The organism is Proteus sp. MB838 (assembly GCF_054767435.1).
In genome coordinates this window covers 22,083-40,304 of record NZ_BAABMO010000035.1, presented here as the reverse complement: position 1 = coordinate 40,304, position 18,222 = coordinate 22,083, and the positions used below count along the sequence as shown (strand labels likewise).

At 40.4% G+C, this 18,222-nt stretch carries 9 protein-coding genes and 3 tRNA genes; 4 read left to right on the top strand and 8 right to left on the bottom strand.

Annotation, left to right across the window (positions count from 1 at the left end; genetic code table 11):
* Nucleotides 1-339: 339 nt before the first annotated feature.
* A complete protein-coding gene (gene tcdA / locus ACYUCW_RS14275) occupies nt 340-1,188 on the bottom strand; it encodes a tRNA cyclic N6-threonylcarbamoyladenosine(37) synthase TcdA (protein WP_004245501.1) in 849 nt (282 codons plus the stop codon).
* 108 nt (nt 1,189-1,296) lie between these two features.
* A complete protein-coding gene (gene mltA, locus ACYUCW_RS14270; RefSeq protein WP_017628579.1) occupies nt 1,297-2,391 on the bottom strand; it encodes a murein transglycosylase A in 1,095 nt (364 codons plus the stop codon).
* A 257-nt stretch (nt 2,392-2,648) separates the two neighbouring features.
* Here mltA and ACYUCW_RS14265 point away from each other — a divergent pair.
* The 3 genes from ACYUCW_RS14265 (at nt 2,649) to ACYUCW_RS14255 (ending at nt 2,941) form a co-directional block, all read left to right on the top strand.
* Nucleotides 2,649-2,725: transfer RNA gene (locus ACYUCW_RS14265), tRNA-Met, on the top strand.
* A gap of 41 nt (nt 2,726-2,766) precedes the next feature.
* A tRNA-Met gene (locus ACYUCW_RS14260) sits at nt 2,767-2,843 on the top strand.
* 21 nt (nt 2,844-2,864) lie between these two features.
* A tRNA-Met gene (locus tag ACYUCW_RS14255) sits at nt 2,865-2,941 on the top strand.
* 214 nt (nt 2,942-3,155) lie between these two features.
* Here ACYUCW_RS14255 and amiC read toward each other — a convergent pair.
* A complete protein-coding gene (amiC, locus tag ACYUCW_RS14250; protein WP_049217023.1) occupies nt 3,156-4,418 on the bottom strand; it encodes an N-acetylmuramoyl-L-alanine amidase AmiC in 1,263 nt (420 codons plus the stop codon).
* Nucleotides 4,419-4,662: 244 nt separating this feature from the next.
* Here amiC and argA point away from each other — a divergent pair, with 244 nt between their 5' ends.
* On the top strand, nt 4,663-5,997 hold the full coding sequence (gene argA, locus ACYUCW_RS14245; protein WP_004249500.1) for an amino-acid N-acetyltransferase: 1,335 nt from the start codon (nt 4,663-4,665) through the stop codon (nt 5,995-5,997).
* 98 nt (nt 5,998-6,095) lie between these two features.
* Here the strand turns inward: argA and recD are convergent, their stop codons facing one another.
* From recD to ACYUCW_RS14220, 5 genes are read right to left on the bottom strand one after another with little or no spacing between them, the layout of a single operon-like run.
* Nucleotides 6,096-8,012: an exodeoxyribonuclease V subunit alpha gene (recD, locus tag ACYUCW_RS14240; protein ID WP_460408852.1), complete on the bottom strand. Its 1,917-nt coding sequence runs from the start codon at nt 8,010-8,012 to the stop codon at nt 6,096-6,098.
* Nucleotides 8,005-11,643 (bottom strand): exodeoxyribonuclease V subunit beta, encoded by a 3,639-nt coding sequence (gene recB / locus ACYUCW_RS14235; protein ID WP_112843584.1) that lies wholly within the window; start codon nt 11,641-11,643, stop codon nt 8,005-8,007. The genes recD and recB overlap by 8 nt, the downstream gene beginning before the upstream one ends.
* The gene (ptrA, locus tag ACYUCW_RS14230; protein WP_163748514.1) at nt 11,640-14,528 is read right to left on the bottom strand and encodes a pitrilysin; all 2,889 of its coding nucleotides are present in this window, start codon (nt 14,526-14,528) and stop codon (nt 11,640-11,642) included. Before ptrA ends, recB begins: the two co-directional genes overlap by 4 nt.
* A gap of 15 nt (nt 14,529-14,543) precedes the next feature.
* Nucleotides 14,544-17,921 (bottom strand): exodeoxyribonuclease V subunit gamma, encoded by a 3,378-nt coding sequence (gene recC, locus ACYUCW_RS14225; RefSeq protein WP_036918967.1) that lies wholly within the window; start codon nt 17,919-17,921, stop codon nt 14,544-14,546.
* Nucleotides 17,922-17,936: 15 nt separating this feature from the next.
* Nucleotides 17,937-18,221 (bottom strand): hypothetical protein, encoded by a 285-nt coding sequence (locus tag ACYUCW_RS14220; RefSeq protein ID WP_004245514.1) that lies wholly within the window; start codon nt 18,219-18,221, stop codon nt 17,937-17,939.
* Nucleotide 18,222: the final 1 nt, after the last annotated feature.

Sequence of the window (18,222 nt, the reverse complement as noted above, 5' to 3'; positions counted from 1 at the left end):
ACTTGAAGTATCACGAGTATTACTCTAAATAATTCAAGGTGTAGCTAGGCGACAAGTGAATGAGTCGCTAGGAGCATACATCAGTATGTGACTAGTGCGAATAAACACAGTCAACAACGCGACAACTTGAAGTATCACGAGTATTACTCTAAATAATTCAAGGTGTAGCTAGGCGACAAGTGAATGAGTCGCTAGGAGCATACATCAGTATGTGATTAGTGCGAATAAACACAGTCAACAACGCTACAACTTGAAGTATCACGAGTACTACTCTAAATAATTCAAGGTGTAGCTAGGCGACAAGTGAATGAGTCGCTAGGAGCATACATCAGTATGTGACTAGTGCGAATGAATGCGGTCAACAACGCTACAACTTGAAGTATGACGAGTACGTTGCGCCTTAGCTAACATCTTCTTTAATACATGAGAAACGGCAATAAAACCAAAGGAAGCGGTAACCATTGTCACCGCGCCAAAACCCGCTGAGCAGTCCATACGCTTGACACCATCGGCAGTACTTTTGGCCGCACACACCGTACCATCTCCTTGAGGGTAGACTAATTGCTCGGTTGAAAAAACACAATCTATGCCTAATTTACCTTTGCTATTTTTCACAACATTAAAATCAGATTTTAAACGCTCACGTAATTTAGCGGCTAATGGATCTTGAATGGTTTTCGCTAAATCGACGACTTGGATTTGAGTTGGATCAATCTGTCCGCCTGCGCCACCAGTGGTGATAACAGGAATTTTATAGCGACGACAGTAAGCTAATAATGCAGCCTTTGGTCTAACACTATCAATAGCATCAATCACATAATCAAATGAGTTTTGCATCATTTCTGCCACATTATCAACCGTAACAAAATCATCAATACAAGTAACTTTGCATTCAGGATTAATTTGCAAAATTCGCTGCTTCATCACTTCACATTTAGGCTGCCCGACATGCTCTTTTAGCGCATGAATTTGTCTATTGGTATTGGTGACACACACATCATCCATATCAATTAACGTAATAGCGCCGATCCCACTGCGAGCTAAGGCTTCTGCAGCCCAGCTACCAACGCCACCAATGCCGACAACACAAATATGTGCCTGAGAAAAATAATACAGCGCTTGTTGTCCATAAAGACGGCCAATACCAGAAAAGCGTTGCAGATAGGAGTCTGATAATGAATTTTGCATAATGCGATAACAACCTAGATAGCAGAAATAATCATGGCTATTGTTAATCAATAGCCATGGCGTTTGCTCATTTTACCGTTAATATGACAATATAAATAGTCAATCGTTTTACTGTATGGGGTTCAGTAAGGTGGGTTGCGATTTTTTTAATACCCATACACGTCCATAATGATTATAAAAACCCGCCATTTGTCCGGCTTCTTTACCAATACCATGATAAATATCGAAATGATGTCCTTTAATGGCTCCCCCCACATCCAAAGCAACCATTAAACGCATTTGGTATTGTCCAGTAAACTTACCGGTATTATCTAAAATAGGGATTTCAGCTAATAATACAGTTCCTGCGGGGATAATACTTCTATCCGAAGCCACTGACGCTTTAGCAATCAGCGGAATAGCACTTGCCCCTCTTACTGGCGTAAAAGGTTCAGGTTTAAAGAAAACGAAAGAGGGGTTTTGTTCTAATAATTTTCTGACTTCTTGTTCACTATGCTTATCAGCCCACTCTCTAATTGCCAACATTGACATCGCTTCTTTTTCAACTTCACCATTATCAATCAGCACTTTACCAATACTGCGGTAAGGATGACCATTTTTCCCAGCATAACCAAAGAAGGTTAAAGGTTTACCATCACCATAATCGACATAGCCACTGCCTTGCACTTCCATCATAAAGTTATCCATGATGGAATTACTATAAGCGGCAATTAAAGTAGGGCTTAAAGCACCGTTATAGATAGCCGCTCGTGAAGGCAATTTACCACGCACTTTGGCTGGCATGCGGTAGAGCGGATATTTAAAGTCACCTTGTGGCGTTAAACGTGCTTCTAAAACAGGGGTATAATATCCGGTAAATTTTACATTCCCATAATTATCTTCCCCTTCCATTTGAAAGGCTGCGATATTAAATTGACGTAATTGACGCGTATCTGCCCCTGAGCGTAACCAATTTTCCACTGCTTGATAAGTATCTTGATTACTATTGTATAGACGTGAAGATGTTTGATTTATTTGGTTAACTTGTTCAAGGTAATCTGAGCCATTAATGGGCTTGCCTTGCGTATTTGGCGAGTTAACTTCAATAAGATCTTGCTTAAGCTTACCATCTTTATACTGTTGCCCCTGATCTGTTGGACGATGGCAGCCTGTTAAGGCAAGCGCTAATATCCCCAAAAGCAACGATTTTCGCCAAGTAACCATTTTTTACTTATATTCCTACTTTAAAAAGAGTTGATGACAAGAAAGATACCAAAGCCAAATCAAGAAAGATATCGATACAGAAGTGGTTGCGGTTTTTTTAATTATCGGCTTCACCATTTAGTGTGTTATCTAAAGTATAACTGTCTAAAATTACACCTCTATGTATTATTTCTGACCGTTTTTAAAAGAAAATGGCAAAAATTACATAAAAAACTTGCAAGTTATCAGATCCTGAGTATAGTGCCCCTCTGTGGAGACGCGGGGTGGAGCAGCTTGGTAGCTCGTCGGGCTCATAACCCGAAGGTCGTTGGTTCAAATCCGGCCCCCGCAACCAATTCACAACATACGCAGTAAGTTAAAATTTATAGATTCAGTCGCGGGATGGAGCAGTCTGGTAGCTCGTCGGGCTCATAACCCGAAGGTCGTTGGTTCAAATCCGGCTCCCGCAACCAATTTCTATAAATATTTTCGGACGCGGGGTGGAGCAGCATGGTAGCTCGTCGGGCTCATAACCCGAAGGTCGTTGGTTCAAATCCGGCCCCCGCAACCAATACTTTCCTAATTTTATTTTCTACAAATTCCCATTAAATACTCTCTTAATCCCTACTCTATTTACAATAACCAATATACTCCCTGTTACTGAGTTATGATTTAACTTATTGGATAAAAAATAATAAGTTGTTACCTCTAGTAGAAAATAACTATTTATTTCCCACTAGAAGTCTCAAAAATAAGTTGTAGTTGTATGTAGTTGTATAGCGAGATCAGCCTCGATCAGCTAATGTCAGTTCCCCACCATTAGCAAAATAGGCTTTAATACCTTTGAAAATAGATTCAGCAACTTGTTGCTGGAATTTAGCCGTTTTGAGCTTTCGCTCTTCTTCAATATTACTAATAAAAGCCGTCTCTACTAAAATAGAAGGGATCTCAGGGGCTTTTAAAACCGCAAATCCGGCTTGATCGACCTTATTTTTATGTAGCTTATTCACGCCACCTAATAATTTTAATACCTCACTACCAAATTTTAGGCTGTCATTAATTGTCGCGGTCTGTACTAAATCAAGCATTGCGTGATCAACATAGCGATCACCACTTCGACTCACCCCACCAATTAAATCCGCTTCATTTTGGGTTTGAGCTAGGTAACGTGCGGTATTACTTGTTGCGCCTGTTTTGGATAGCGCGAAAACAGAAGAGCCTCTAGCCGAGCGATTGGTAAATGCATCTGCATGAATAGAGACAAAGAGATCAGCCTGCATTTTCCGCGCTTTCGCTACTCGCACTTTTAAGGGGATAAACACATCCTCATTACGCGTCATATAAGCTTTCATTTTGGCATCTTTATCAATCAAAGCTCTTAAGCGACGGGCAATTTGTAGTACAACGTCTTTCTCACGAGTTTTATATTTCCCCATCGCTCCCGGATCTTCACCACCATGGCCGGGGTCAATCATGATAATAATCGGCCTATCTCGTCCTGCTCTTCCGGGCTTACGCGTATCCGTTTGTTCAGGCACAGCTTGTTGTAAATCCCCTTCGTTATATTCACGCAATAGCGCTAATAGCGGATCATCTTCACTTGTCGCCGCATGACTTGGATAGAAATCGAGCACTAAGCGATTTTTAAATTCAGCAACGGGTTTTAAAGTAAACATTTGTGGCTGAACGGGGGTTTTAATTTCAAACACTAAACGAACCGTAGTTGGGGTATTTTGACCGACACGAATAAGTTTTAAGTAAGGATCGTTTGTTTGCACTTGACTAGCCATACCTTTCAGAACGCTATTCAGTTGGATACCTTCAAGATCAACCACAATTCTATCTGGTGCTGATAACGCAAACTGGCGATATTTCAAGGGGCTACTTGATTCGATAGTCACACGTGTATAAGTCGATGCAGGCCATACCCTGACGGCAACCACTGATGATGTTGCCGCTAAGCCAACAGGACTAACACTTAATAACAATAACGCGCCAATTCCTTTAATAAGACGACGACGTGTTTGATTATGTTCTGAATGACTCATGAAAATATTCCAAAAAAAACGATTAACATCAAAAAGTGCTAAAACAGACGGTCAAAAAATATCTGAACGAAAAACTTTACCGAATCCACACTTCACTGTCACTTAAAAACAGCACAATTACACACTTTTATACAAATATTCTGCCTTCTGTTAAAACAGTAAGATCGGATTTTACTTGCCATTTCCGCTCAAAAAGAATAAAAATACATTAAATGCGAATAAAAATTCACTTGAGAGGGGCTTTATGAAAGAGCGTAGCACCGAATTGGTCGATGGTTTTCGACACTCGGTTCCGTATATTAATGCACATAGAGGTAAAACATTTGTCATTATGCTAGGGGGAGAAGCAATAGCCCATGAGAACTTTCCCTCTATCATTAACGATATTGGTTTATTGCATAGTTTAGGAATACGGTTAGTGGTGGTTTATGGCGCTAGACCACAAATCGATGTGGCTCTTGAAGAGCAAAAAATTTCTCCGCTCTATCATAAACACACACGAATTACTGATAGTAAAACCCTTGAAGTAGTTAAACAATCTGCCGGTACCTTACAACTCGATATTACTGCTCGTTTATCAATGAGTTTAAGTAATACGCCCTTGCAAGGAGCGCATATTAATGTGGTTAGCGGTAATTTTGTCATTGCCCAACCTTTAGGTGTCGATGATGGGGTCGATTATTGCCATAGCGGTAAAATTCGCCGTATTGATGAAGAGGCCATTCATCGTCAGTTAGATAACCATGCCATTGTGTTAATTGGCCCTGTTGCCGTCTCTGTTACAGGGGAAAGTTTTAATTTAACCTCTGAAGAGGTCGCAACCCAGCTAGCTATCAAACTTAAAGCACAAAAGCTTATTGGCTTTTGCTCTTCGCAAGGGGTTGTAGATGCAAGTGGCCAGATTGTGTCTGAACTTTTACCTAATCAAGCAGAAGAACGAATTCAAGCATTACAAACTACAGGCGATTATCACTCAGGTACTGTACGTTTTTTACGAGGTGCGGTAACAGCCTGCCGTCGTGGTGTTGAGCGTAGCCATTTATTAAGCTATCAAGCGGATGGTGCCATTGTTCAAGAGTTATTTTCTCGTGACGGTATTGGTACGCAGATTGTGATGGAAAGTGCCGAGAAAGTCCGTCGCGCCAATATTAATGATATTGGTGGCATATTAGAGCTTATTCGTCCATTAGAGCAACAAGGCATTTTAGTGCGTCGCTCAAGAGAGCAACTTGAGATGGAAATTGATCAATTCACTATTATTGAGCGCGATAATCTCACCATTGCTTGTGCTGCCCTCTATCCTTATCAGTCTGAAAAAATAGGTGAAATGGCCTGTGTCGCCGTTCATCCTGATTATCGTAGCTCTTGTCGAGGTGAAGTGTTGTTACAACGCATATCAACCCAAGCTAAACAGATGGGGTTAGATAAATTATTTGTGCTCACGACTCGTAGTATTCATTGGTTCCAAGAAAAAGGCTTTACGCCTGCTGAAATCGATAAATTACCTATTGAAAAACAGGCTCTGTATAATTATCAGCGCCGCTCTAAGATCTTAATTTTAGATCTACATAAAGAGTAGTTTTATTAATAAAGTAAAAAAGACAGGCTCCCCCTCTCAAAGCCTGTCTTTTGCTATTCACTATAATTATATTAATTCGTATTAAATTAAAAAATCACTCAGTAACGCAGTTTTTCAACTAATCCACTGCGGCGTTGAATACGTGTCTGGATCGCCATTTTCACCATATATTCAGAAGAATAAAGTGATAGCTTCTGCTTGGCTCGCGTTATCGCCGTATAGAGTAATTCTCGGCTAACAATAGGAGAAAATTGTGTTGGCAACACCAGTGCCGTATGGGTAAATTCCGAACCTTGTGATTTATGTACTGTCATCACATAAGCAGTCTCATGTTGCGGTAAACGACTAGGTTGAATAGCTTTCAATGTGCCATCAGGCAACTGAAAGAAAGCTTTCATTTCCCCTTCATCGTTATTAAGCATAATGCCGATATCACCATTAAATAGCCCCAATGTGCTGTCATTACGCTGGATCATAATTGGTCGCCCAATATACTCCCGCTGATAGCTATTTATAGGTCGTCGTATCAAGCGTTGGCGATGTAACAGCATCTCAATACGTTCATTTAGTCCTGTGACACCAAAAGGCCCTTCTCGCAAGGCGCACAATAAACGATATTGATTAAAGCTATGAAGAATAGTCTCTGGTGCTGCTTTTTGTGCGACTAACGATAGATAGTGATGATAAGTCTTAGCAACATCTTGAAGCATCTTCATATAGCTCTCATCGGTGTCTAATGAGATAAATTCGATGTCCTGCGGATCGGTATGTTTTTCTCGCTCAGTGCTCTCTTGTGTTACTGTCGCTTTTTTCAGTAACGTCATAGCACTCTTCACTTGTCCTTGATTAACCGCAAAAGCTAATTGACCAATACCTGAATGTGAGCCAAAACGATAACTTTTACGCAGTAAACATAGTGAATCACTGACCACCGAAACTGGCGTAGTAGAAGTCGTCATAGAAGCGGGATCTTTCTGTAATTCACCTTGTGTTAAGCGATCAATCTGCTCAAAACGGCGTTGGCTAAACCCCTGATCCGCAAAACGACAAATATCCCCTAAAACGGCTCCCGCCTCTACCGAAGCGAGCTGATCTTTATCTCCCAGAAAAATAACATGGCAATATTCCGGTAAAGCCTCAATTAAACGCGCCATCATCGGTAAATCCACCATAGAAGCTTCATCTATGACCAAGATATCAAGTTGTAGCGGATTATCGCGATGATAACGAACTTGCTGACTTTCCGGTTGAGCACCTAATAAGCGATGAATGGTTTGCGCTTGATCGGGCATCCATTTTAACTCTTCTTCACTTAGTGCCAATTGCGCTAATGCTTTACCTAATGATTCGGTCAATCTAGCTGCCGCTTTTCCCGTGGGTGCGGCTAGTTGAATAATGGGTTTTTCATTCGCCGTTAGCATGACAAAAGCAGCTAAAATCTTTGCTACTGTCGTGGTTTTCCCTGTTCCTGGGCCACCCGAAATAATCGAAATAGGGCTTGTAATAGCAACCGCTGCGGCGACTTTTTGCCAGTTAGTTTCAGCATCTGTCTTAACACTTGGGAAAAGTTGATTTAATACGTTTGTTAATTGATTTTCATCGATATCAACCACCCGTTGCTCTTGGCGAAAAAATTGCGCAATTTGCTCTTCATAACGCCACATTCTTTGTAGATAAAGTAATCCGTTATCGAGAATAATAGGTGAAGGCAGATCACTATGGCCTTGATTAACACACTCGCTCTGATTAAGCTCTGCCAGTATTTCTTTCGCTGATGGTTGCGCCATTTTCTGCCAAATGGCTTGTGAAAGCTCGGTGTGTCGTCCATCAAACAATTTATCTTGTTGTATGATATTTAACGGTAAGCAAACATGACCCGCCCCTGTTTGAGCACTGAGATAGGCAAAAATAAACAGTAGGATAGGATTTTCATCTGCCACCAGCATTTGAGCAAAACGTAAATCTAATGGGCGCAATAGGTTTTGTGCAATTGCTTGTTCTAATAATTTAATCATTTGAATTGTTCTCACCCAGCGCGTTCACTTTACTGCCGTTAACCTCAAGCGCTTCCCCTTTAAATAGCGCATCTAATGCTTCTACAAACTTTTCTTCAGGTAGATAGGTATAGACGCCATTGCCCGGGTAGTCAGTATCAATGCCACGTAAGAAGAGATAGCAGATCCCACCAAAATGACGTTGGTAATCATAATCAGGTAAGCGTTGTTGTAAAAATCGATGTAGCGCTAAAGTATAGAGTTGATACTGTAAATCATAACGATGATCGCGCATTGCATTGCTCATCGCCTCTTGCGTGTAATCCTCACTCGATTCACCAAGCCAGTTAGATTTATAGTCAACCACATAATACTTGCCCTCCCAACAAAATACTAAGTCAATAAAACCTTTTAGCATGCCTTGCACTTGCTGAAAATTGAGGGCTGGACATTGCGCAGATAAAGGATCGTATTGACGGGTTAATTCTGTTAACTGTGCCGCCGACATCTCCTTTTCAATAGGCAGATAGAATTGTAGCTCATCGAGTTGATGCTCCTTAGGAATATCAGCTAAACATAAGCCTTGCGCATTTAATGGGGTGTGAAAAAGGGTTTCCATCCAAGCCACCAACAATGGCGTCCATTTTTCCTCAAAACCTTGGGCAATAAGTTGCTCTTGCATCCAACTTTCATCAATAGGCTGTGAAAAATCAAGCTCTTCAAGCAAACTATGTAAAAATGTCCCCGCGACTGCACCACGAGGGAAGTGATGAATAGAGAGTTCATCGCTGTGTTGCGCTGTTTTCTCACCTTTAGCATCGGTATCTAAGCCCGGTGCGATAGATTGTACCAAGGCATCCAAATCAGCACTATCAAATAGATATCCACGTGCAGAGTGTTGTGCCGTTAATCCCGAATAACTGGTGATACGCCAATTATCATTAATTTTTCGCTTAAATATGGCGGCATCTAAAGCAATATCCGTTGTATGTGGAGATTGATATCGATGCGTTGAGGTATCACCTAACGTGATCACTTTTATATTGTCATCAAGCAATTGATTAATGGATTGATGTAATAGCTCACTATTACCCTCTTCCCCATGCTGCAACAGATATCCCAGCGCATTTTTATGCAAATCAGTTAATCCTGACTTACGTTTATTTCCTTTAACCAAAGGCGCAACACCAACATAACAACAAAATTTCGCCCGAGTTAATGCCACATACAACAAGCGTAAATCCTCTGCCAGTCGCTCTTCATCAGCAAGACGCACGCTATCAGGTTGATTAAAAATATCTAATTTTGCGTAAAATTCATCTCTATCATGATAAAGCGCGCCCTTTTGTTCTTGATAATTACAGGCAAAAGGTAGGCAAACAATGGGATATTCCAATCCTTTAGATTTGTGAATGGTACAAATTTGCACCAGATTTTTATCACTTTCCAAACGCATTTGCTGACTTTCCGCTTGTGCATCTGGTCGAGAAATTTGCTGGGCTAACCAACGAATAAGGGCGTGCTCGCTATCAAGCTGTAATGATGTTTCTTGTAGCAACTCGCCAATATGCATGATATCGGTTAAACGTCGTTCTCCTGCTTGGCTTGCGAGTAAGTTCTCAGCGATTTGGTTTTCTATCATGACTTTACGTAGCATAGGTAACACACCACGTTTTTGCCACAAGACAAAATAATCAGAGAATTGCTCCACATAGCGGTTCCAACGCTGTTCATCTTGATTAAGTTCGTCAATTTGTTGTGCGTTAAATCCAAACAGTGCACTGGCAAGAGACGCTCTTAACACCCGTTCTTTTTCAGGGGTTACCACTGCTTGTAGTAACCAAAGTAGATCTTTGGCTTCATTGGTTTCAAACACACTTTCTCTATTGGATAAAAATACTGATTGGATAGATAACAGATCTAATGCATCTCTGATCAATAATGCTTCTCGGCGACTACGCACTAGCACCACAATATCGGCAGATGTAACAGCGCTTTTATTGTCTTGTTCGATTAACCAAGCTTGTTGATTGTCACCGGCTGATAACCAGTCACGAATTTGCATCGCACATTGCGAGGCCATTAATTGTTCATAATTACCAGTTGAAAGGCTTTCACCTTCAGCTAACCAAAAATTTAATGGGGCAACTGTTTTTTGCTGGTAAATAAACTTCATATGCTGATTTTTTTCAGCCGAATTGACCTCAATAAAAGGAATATGATCAAACAAAAAAGGGGTTTTAGAACGTAAAAACAGTTTATTAACTGCACTTACCATACCCGGAGCCGAGCGCCAGTTAGTATTCAATGTATAGTGGTGATCGGTTTGTTGCCTTGCCCGAATATAGGTAAAGATATCTGCACCACGAAATGCGTAAATGGCTTGTTTGGGATCACCAATAAATAGCAAACCACTCTCTGTATGCTCACCATAGATAGTATCAAAAATACGATACTGCTGAGGATCGGTATCCTGAAATTCGTCAATCATCGCGACGGGATAACGTTGGCGAATAGCATCTGCTAATGCTTCGCCGCCTTCTCGTTGCAATGCCTTATCGAGACGCGTTAACAGATCATCAAATCCCAACTCACCACGACGCATTTTTTCATTTTCTATCCCTTGGCGTATTTCAGGGATGGCATTGGCAATGATCACATCACGTAACGTTAAGCTTTGTTGGCAAAGTAGTTCGATTTCCGCAAATAAAGCGTGCTCAGGCGCAGCCCCCTTTGTAGTTTTTTCATGTAGGGTTGCTTGCGAAAAACGACTTAAACAGTCAGGTAACTGATAACTTTTGGTTTCGAGTGGAGTGGCCCATGCGGTGATTTCATCGATCCATTTAGGTAAGAAACGACTACTGTAACTGCGTTTATCAACACCAGATGAAGTTATCCAATCTGCAATTTCATTGCAATGATGACGCCATAGTGCTTTAACTTTATCAATGGCCTCAATGACTGCTTGATGACGCTGTTCAACAGTCTCTTTTTTAGCGTCGAAATCAATACCTTGAATTTCGGGGCATTCACCTTGTAAATAGGGTTGAATTTCATACAGCAGTTGCTCAGGGCCAGACCAAATTTCGCTTACCGCATAGGCAACATCATAAGAAAGGGGATAACAGTGCCTGCGCCAAAAATCAGCGCAGACACGTTTTTTTAACTCATATTCATCTTGGATCAACACCTGTTCAAACAATACACCAGATTCAAAAGCGTTAGTGGCTAACATGCGCTGACAAAAACCATGAATAGTATAAATAGCGGCTTCATCCATTTGACGCTCAGCTTCTAATAGCCATTGCGCCGCCACCATTTTATTCGGGATTTGATCTAATAATATTTGGTAAGCGTTATTGTCATTTTCTACTTGATGACGGATACAGGCTAGCCTTAACTGATGAATATTTTGACGAATACGGGCGCGTAATTCATCCGTTGCCGCTTCGGTAAAAGTAACGACTAAGATCTCTTCAACACTTAAGGGGCGATGAAATGCTGACTCGCCCCCTAATCCAAGCAGTAATCGTAAATACAATAACCCTATAGTGTACGTTTTCCCTGTTCCCGCAGACGCCTCAATGAGGCGTCTTTGATACAAAGGAAGTGTATAGGGATCTAATACCTGTGCCTGTATCACTTCACTCACTCTTTAATTTCCTCAACAGGTAATGTTTTTTGTAATTCACTCACGGTTGAATAGATTTTCCACTGTTTATTTTGCGCATAATCAGCGTTGTTACCCTCTTTCCCGATTATTTGTGAAACAAACACGAGTCCTGTCGGTTTAATTATCGCTTTTTCATAAAATTCGATTGCTTGTTTTAGCGTTACCTTATTCAGTTGGGCTAAAAACTTCTCACGACCATCATATTTTAAGTTATTACGATAAAAATCATTACGATAAAGAGAAACCTCTTCATAAAATGTTTGCGGTGGTTGTTTTACTTCATCAATAATGGCTTTTTTATATTGATTAAATTCAACTTCACTTAGCTTTTTCAAACGATCATAAGCTTGTTGATAAAATGCATGATAACGCTCATTGAGATAAACTGGTGGTTTAGCATTACTTTGCAGTAAAAAGCCTAAACCGGACTGCTCGCCCATTGAAGCTTGGAAAGCAAAGACCGCATAACCTAATTGCTCTTCTGTTCTGAGTTGTTCAAAGAACCAAGGATGCACGATAGAGGATAATACTGATGTAATCGCTTTTCCTTGTAGACGCTCATAGCCAACAGGGATAAACAATTCCCCTAGCGCATTATCGGTACTTTTAGATTTATTTTGGAATGTAACTTGATTTAATTTATCAAAAACTAATGTGTCGCCAATCCAATATTCTGTTCCTTTATTGCCTAATAATGCTTGTGCCGATTTAACTATCTCACGGCTCTGCTCTGGCGTTAAATTACCGATAATTAATGCTTGAAGCGCTGCATTTTCAATGACATCACGACGATTATCTTTAATATCTTGTAACGTTATCGACTCTAACGCCTTAAGTTTATCGGCTTCTTCATAATAAGGGATCGTATTTAGGCGACGGGCAGGTAACATTGCAGCATCATACGCTTTAAGGTTATGCGTCACTTCCAGTTGTTCACGATACCAAGATTTAGCTTGATCAAGCTCTTGCTGAGTAGCTTCAAACGTTATATAGCTTTTTAGTGTGGCATTTACTAGCTCTGGTAAATGTTGAGTATAACCATTGACTGAGAAATCGACTCCACGCCCAGAAGAAGAGGAGATATTCATGCCGGCAACAGAAGCTTGATAAGCCAGTTCACTAGAGGTTAGATCAGCAAGGTAATTGGTCAATGTTTGTATAACTTGCTGTTTAACTGTGCGATCTGCATTTTTGTTCACTAAACTTAACGTCACACTGGCTTTCGGCTCATCAGAAAAATAGTGCGATGGCATATAGAATAACCGAGCATGACTGTCTTGCCATAATAATTGAGGCTTAGTGATGTTACTATCAGCATCAATAAGTGACAGATTATCAGGAATATAAGGGTTTAGTGTCGGTAATGACAATGAGATGTCGCTGGCTAATTCCTGCCATGAAGCTAATTGCTTCGCAGTAATTTTATCCACTTGATAAGGTGCATGAACAAAATAAGCTTGCTTATTTGAAGGCTCATTAGGGCTAATCACCCAAATACGCGCATTTTCTGGTGTAAGAGATCCTAGGCGAGAAAGGATCGCAGAAGGTTGATAATCATCGGCAATAAAATCTGCATTAAGAATATTTTTAATCGGATAACGCAGCATCATATCGGAGATATCTTCAATATAGTTCATATCTCTGACAATAGAGCCATAGCGAAATGAGAGGTCAAGCACATTGGCTATTTCTTTAAAATAGCGCTCACTGACCCCTTTATTTTGGATCAGTTGAATATAAGAAAAAATCGCTGAAATAACTTTATCTTTCTCAGCAAGGCCTTTGTCTGTTAAAAAAACATAAATGGTAAATGAACCTTGGTTGCGATCGATATAGGATTCAGATGAAGTACTAATATTCTCTGCTAATCCTTGCTCTTGTAGCCAAGTTGCTAGTGTACCCGTGCTACGATTGCTAATAAGGTAGCCAATATATTCATCTGATTTACTGCGAAAATCGGCAAGATTATTATCAATACCAAATTCGATTTGTAAGGTTTTTTGTGGCTGAGCTGGGACTAAGTGGATCATTATCCCTTTTTCTTTTTCTGTCATCGCAGGCACCGTCGTTACTGGTGCTTGGGTGTTTTTATTAGGAATACGGGAAAAAGTATCAGCCGCTAATTTAGCGAGTTCGTCCAGTGATTTATTACTATAAATCACCCCATTCATTAAGTTACCAGAATAGTATGTTTGATAGAATTTCACTAATTCATCTTGTAATTTACTCTCTGGCTTATCACTTAATGTTTCTAAGTTTCCTCCCATAAAACGAGAGCTTGGATGAGCCGGATTCAAAGTTTCGGCTCTCACTTGCCAAAAACGCATTCCATCGCGGGAGCGAGCCATGGTTAATTCCGCATTAACCGCATTACGTTCACGATCAGCATATTTAGGATCAAGTAATGGCTCCGCTAATGCATCTGCCAAACGATCAACTGCTTCATTAATGGCACTATTTTCAACTTCTAAATAAAATGCGGTGCGGTAAGTGGTTGTGCTGGCATTATGAGAGCCACCATTTTTATTTAAAAACTCTGTCAGATCCCCTGATTTTGGGTATTTGGTCGAGCCCATTAACACCATATGTTCTAAATAGTGGGCAAGACCTTGTTGGCTATCTGGATCTTCTAATGCACCGACAGGCAGAGCAACGGCGGTTAATGATTTGACCGCTTTTTTATCTGAAACCAGTAATACGGTCATATCATTAGCTAATTTAATAGCCTGATAATCACGTGGATCACTTTCACTTTTTTCAATGCTATCCGGCAATACTTGCCAAAGTGGATCTGTTGCGAAGCTGTTGATACTGACTAGCATCAATAGCAACATAATCCAAAGTTGCGATAAGTATTTTCTCATCTGATATGAGCTCCCTTATTTTTTTATAAATGGAATGATTGGCTTAAATATGGCTAACGTGGTCTGTTTTACTGCCTCAAGAAAAGGTGCATCAAGCTGATGAAATACACGTTGAATATAGATATCATTCATTTCACCTTCTCGGTTATAGCTATCGGTTAAATATTGCGTTAATACCAATTCTGCCTTGTTTTGTATCTCTTCATCATCAAATAAAAACGTCTGTGTTTTTTTATCGAAGCAAGCTTGTAACCAAGCCCAACCACTGTTGGCGAATAAGGCTAAAGGTGTATTCATCCCTGTTTGATAATCTTGGATCAATCTTTCAAGGGTTGAATACGCAATATCCGCAGACACCGGTGATAGACACCATTGCGACTCTTTTCTACCATAAAAACGGCTTTCGCCAGTTCCACCACTTAAGCAGTACACGAGATGTTCTATCCATAATTGCAGTAGATCATTAGCTGTTAATGTGGCGGGTCGCCAACGGAGTAACCCATCGGCTTGTACTTCATTTAAACGACCAATTAATGGGATCGTATTAAATTGGTATTCTATTGTGACAGAATGGGTTGCTAAACGTTCACTTCTGACTTTTTCGGCTAAAGGTTGCAACGTTTCTATTTGTTGCTCCCAATAAATTTGACCAAACGCACTAGCTGGTAATTTTCCAGCAGCTTTAATGCGTTCATAAAGTGCTTCTGTTGATGTCCCTTCGATTAAGGCTTTTAATAACCATTGGTTTAATAGATAACGTTGTAATGCATTAATGACAAAAGGCTCTTCTTCCGGTAGCTCGGTCTCTTCAATAACAAAATTCGTTTTTAGACTTTGCTGGAAAAAAGCACGTACGGGATGGCGATAAAAGCGTGATAGTTCATCTAAAGAGACTTTCTCAATTTTTTTATTTAATGGCGTTGAAAATGCTTGGTGAGCAGTCCCTTTCCCACTTGCTGCGGGTAACCATTCAGCGGCATAAGAGCGATATAGAGCATCCGTTTTAAAGTTTTCTGGCGCAAAAGGCACTCGACTATGTTGGGTTAATAAGTGGCTGATGATACGCTGCGCACTGTCATCAACATTTAATGATGCATCTTCCCTTAAACGGAAATTTTGCCCAATATAATCTTGTAACTCTTTAATCAATACCGAAGGATTACATTCGCGATCGTCACGAATAGACTTACCAATATAACTGATATAAAGGTATTTTTCTGCTGAGCTTAATGCTTCTAAAAACAGGTAGCGATCATCATCACGACGTTTTCTATCACCTCGACGACGTTTTTCTGCCATTAAATCAAATCCTAATGGCTGAATATTACGTGGGTAGACCCCATCATTCATTCCCAATAAACAGACTGCTTTAAATGGAATTGAACGCATTGGCATTAAGGTGCAAAAATTAAGGCTTCCGGCTAAAAAGCGTTGGCTAATTTTCTCATCATCAAAACGCACTGTAAGTTCATCGCGGATCAGCACTAATGGAATTTCATGTTGATAGTGCGCCTCTAGACCATTTTTTATCACCTTTTGCCACTGTTGTGTGATAAGCGCCAATACCAGCTCTGTCTCTTCATCAGTGTCAAAAAAGGCATCAACAAGCTGTTGACCGATATCAAGCCACTCTTCTAAGTTTCGAGTTTCGCTTAATCGTGTTCGCCATTCACTTAAGGTATATAAAAAATCTGCTAGATGCCCTGCTAACTCAGCGACTAGGCCACTTGATTCATCGTAAGGCAGTACCCCTTGCCACGGCCCTGCCTCACTGTCCATCGCATAACCAAGAAGCATCCTTAATAACCCAAACTCCCACGTATTTTTTCCTGTCACAGGTAATAAAAAGGAGGCCACATTTTCATCATCTAATCCCCAACGTATACCTGACTCTTCAACCCAGCGCCGTAGTAGCTTCAACTCATTTTCAAAAATGGCAAAATGTGCAGCTAAGGCGGGTACTTCAAGTAATGCAAGCACTTGCTCTGCGGTAAAACGGCTTTGAGGTAATTCTAATAAAGTGATAAAAGCTTGTAAGACAGGATGTACTTGGCGAGCTTTTCGGTCTGAAATGGCAAAAGGAATATAACGCTCTGCGGGCGCATTACCAAATACGGCTTGAATATAGGGCGTATAGCTATCAATATCCGCCACCATAACAATAATATCTCGCGGTAATAAATCAGCATCTTGCTCGAGGAGATGCAGTAATTGGTCTTGTAATACCTCGACTTCCCGTTGTGGGCTATGGCTAGCATGAAAGGTCAAAGAGCGATCATCATTGGCAATGATCCGCTTTTTTTCACTACTTTGGTAATCCTCAAGCGTCTGACCTATTTGTGAAAAATCCTCTAAATCGAGTATATCGGCCTGAAGTTGATGTAATAAATTATCTCTTGGTATATCAACAAAAGCATCTAACACATCGCTATATTCAAGCTCAGAAAGAAAATAGAGATTATCTTTACCTAACTTTCCCCAAGACGCTAATAGTGGATTGCCGACATTTTGCTCCCCTTCCTCATTAAATAGTGTCGATGCATTTTGTTCATCTTTAAACCAAGGTAGTTCATGAAGTTGCTGATAATGTCGAGGCTTTCTACTATTTAGACGAGCGAGGAATTTTGGATCTTGAATATCTCCCCAGTAATAGCGGCAAGGATTAGTAAACAATAAATAGATTTCGGTATGTCTGCCGATTGCTTGCAGTGCTTGCAAATAGACTTGTGGCAATGCTGAAATACCACAAATAAAAATACGCGATGGAAAACAGTGCGCAAGCGCCCCCATAGGCGCATCATTCAAAGTAGAAATAAATTGTTGATAAAGATTAGCACGATGCCATTTAGGTTGCGCAAGATCTTCTGTATAGCGTTGCAGTGCCAACCACAGTGTTTTTTGCCAGTATTGATTGTCACTCAAGCCATCAATTAGTTGATCATTTTCCCATGCCGACAACCAATCGGGACGATAAACCAGATATTGGTCAAAGAGATCCGCCACACGCCCCGCTAGTTGATGTAATTTACGTTTGTCTTCATCATCTTTAAGATAATGTAGCAAGGGTTTAAATGCCGGATCATCAAGGTAATTAGGCAATAATGCCATTAGTTTCCATGTCATGGCATCTTTAGAAAACGCACTTTCTTTAGGTATACCTGATAATACCCGAGTAAACATTTCCCAAATAAAAGTAGCGGGTAATGGATAACGGATATTAGCAGCAATACCCAAACTTTCTGCTAATTGGATTTGTAACCACTGCGACATTCCGGGACTTTGCACTAAAATCACTTCTTGCTCAAAAGGCGATGATAGTGGCCGATTTTGCATAAAATGTACCATCAGTGATTTAAGTAGTGATAATTGATTTGAATGGTAAATATGGAACATCAGATCCTCATTTTATTAATCACATGACCAATGGTATAAGCGTGTCACATAACCTGAATGGTGGGTTATCGATCCCTCTATTTTTTGACAGCCTTCCGCTTCAATAAGTGATTGTGTCATTATTTTAAGGTTATCAACAGAGTTGAATGACATTTGCCCATAAAAAGCAAAAAGAGACGCTCCGGCTTGTTGGATAGCCACTAAGCGCTGAAAATCAACTTTTAAGGCTTGGCTATACCCTATAATAGCGACAAAGCTAATATTAAAGAATAGCAATACTGACACCATATTAATTAGCATA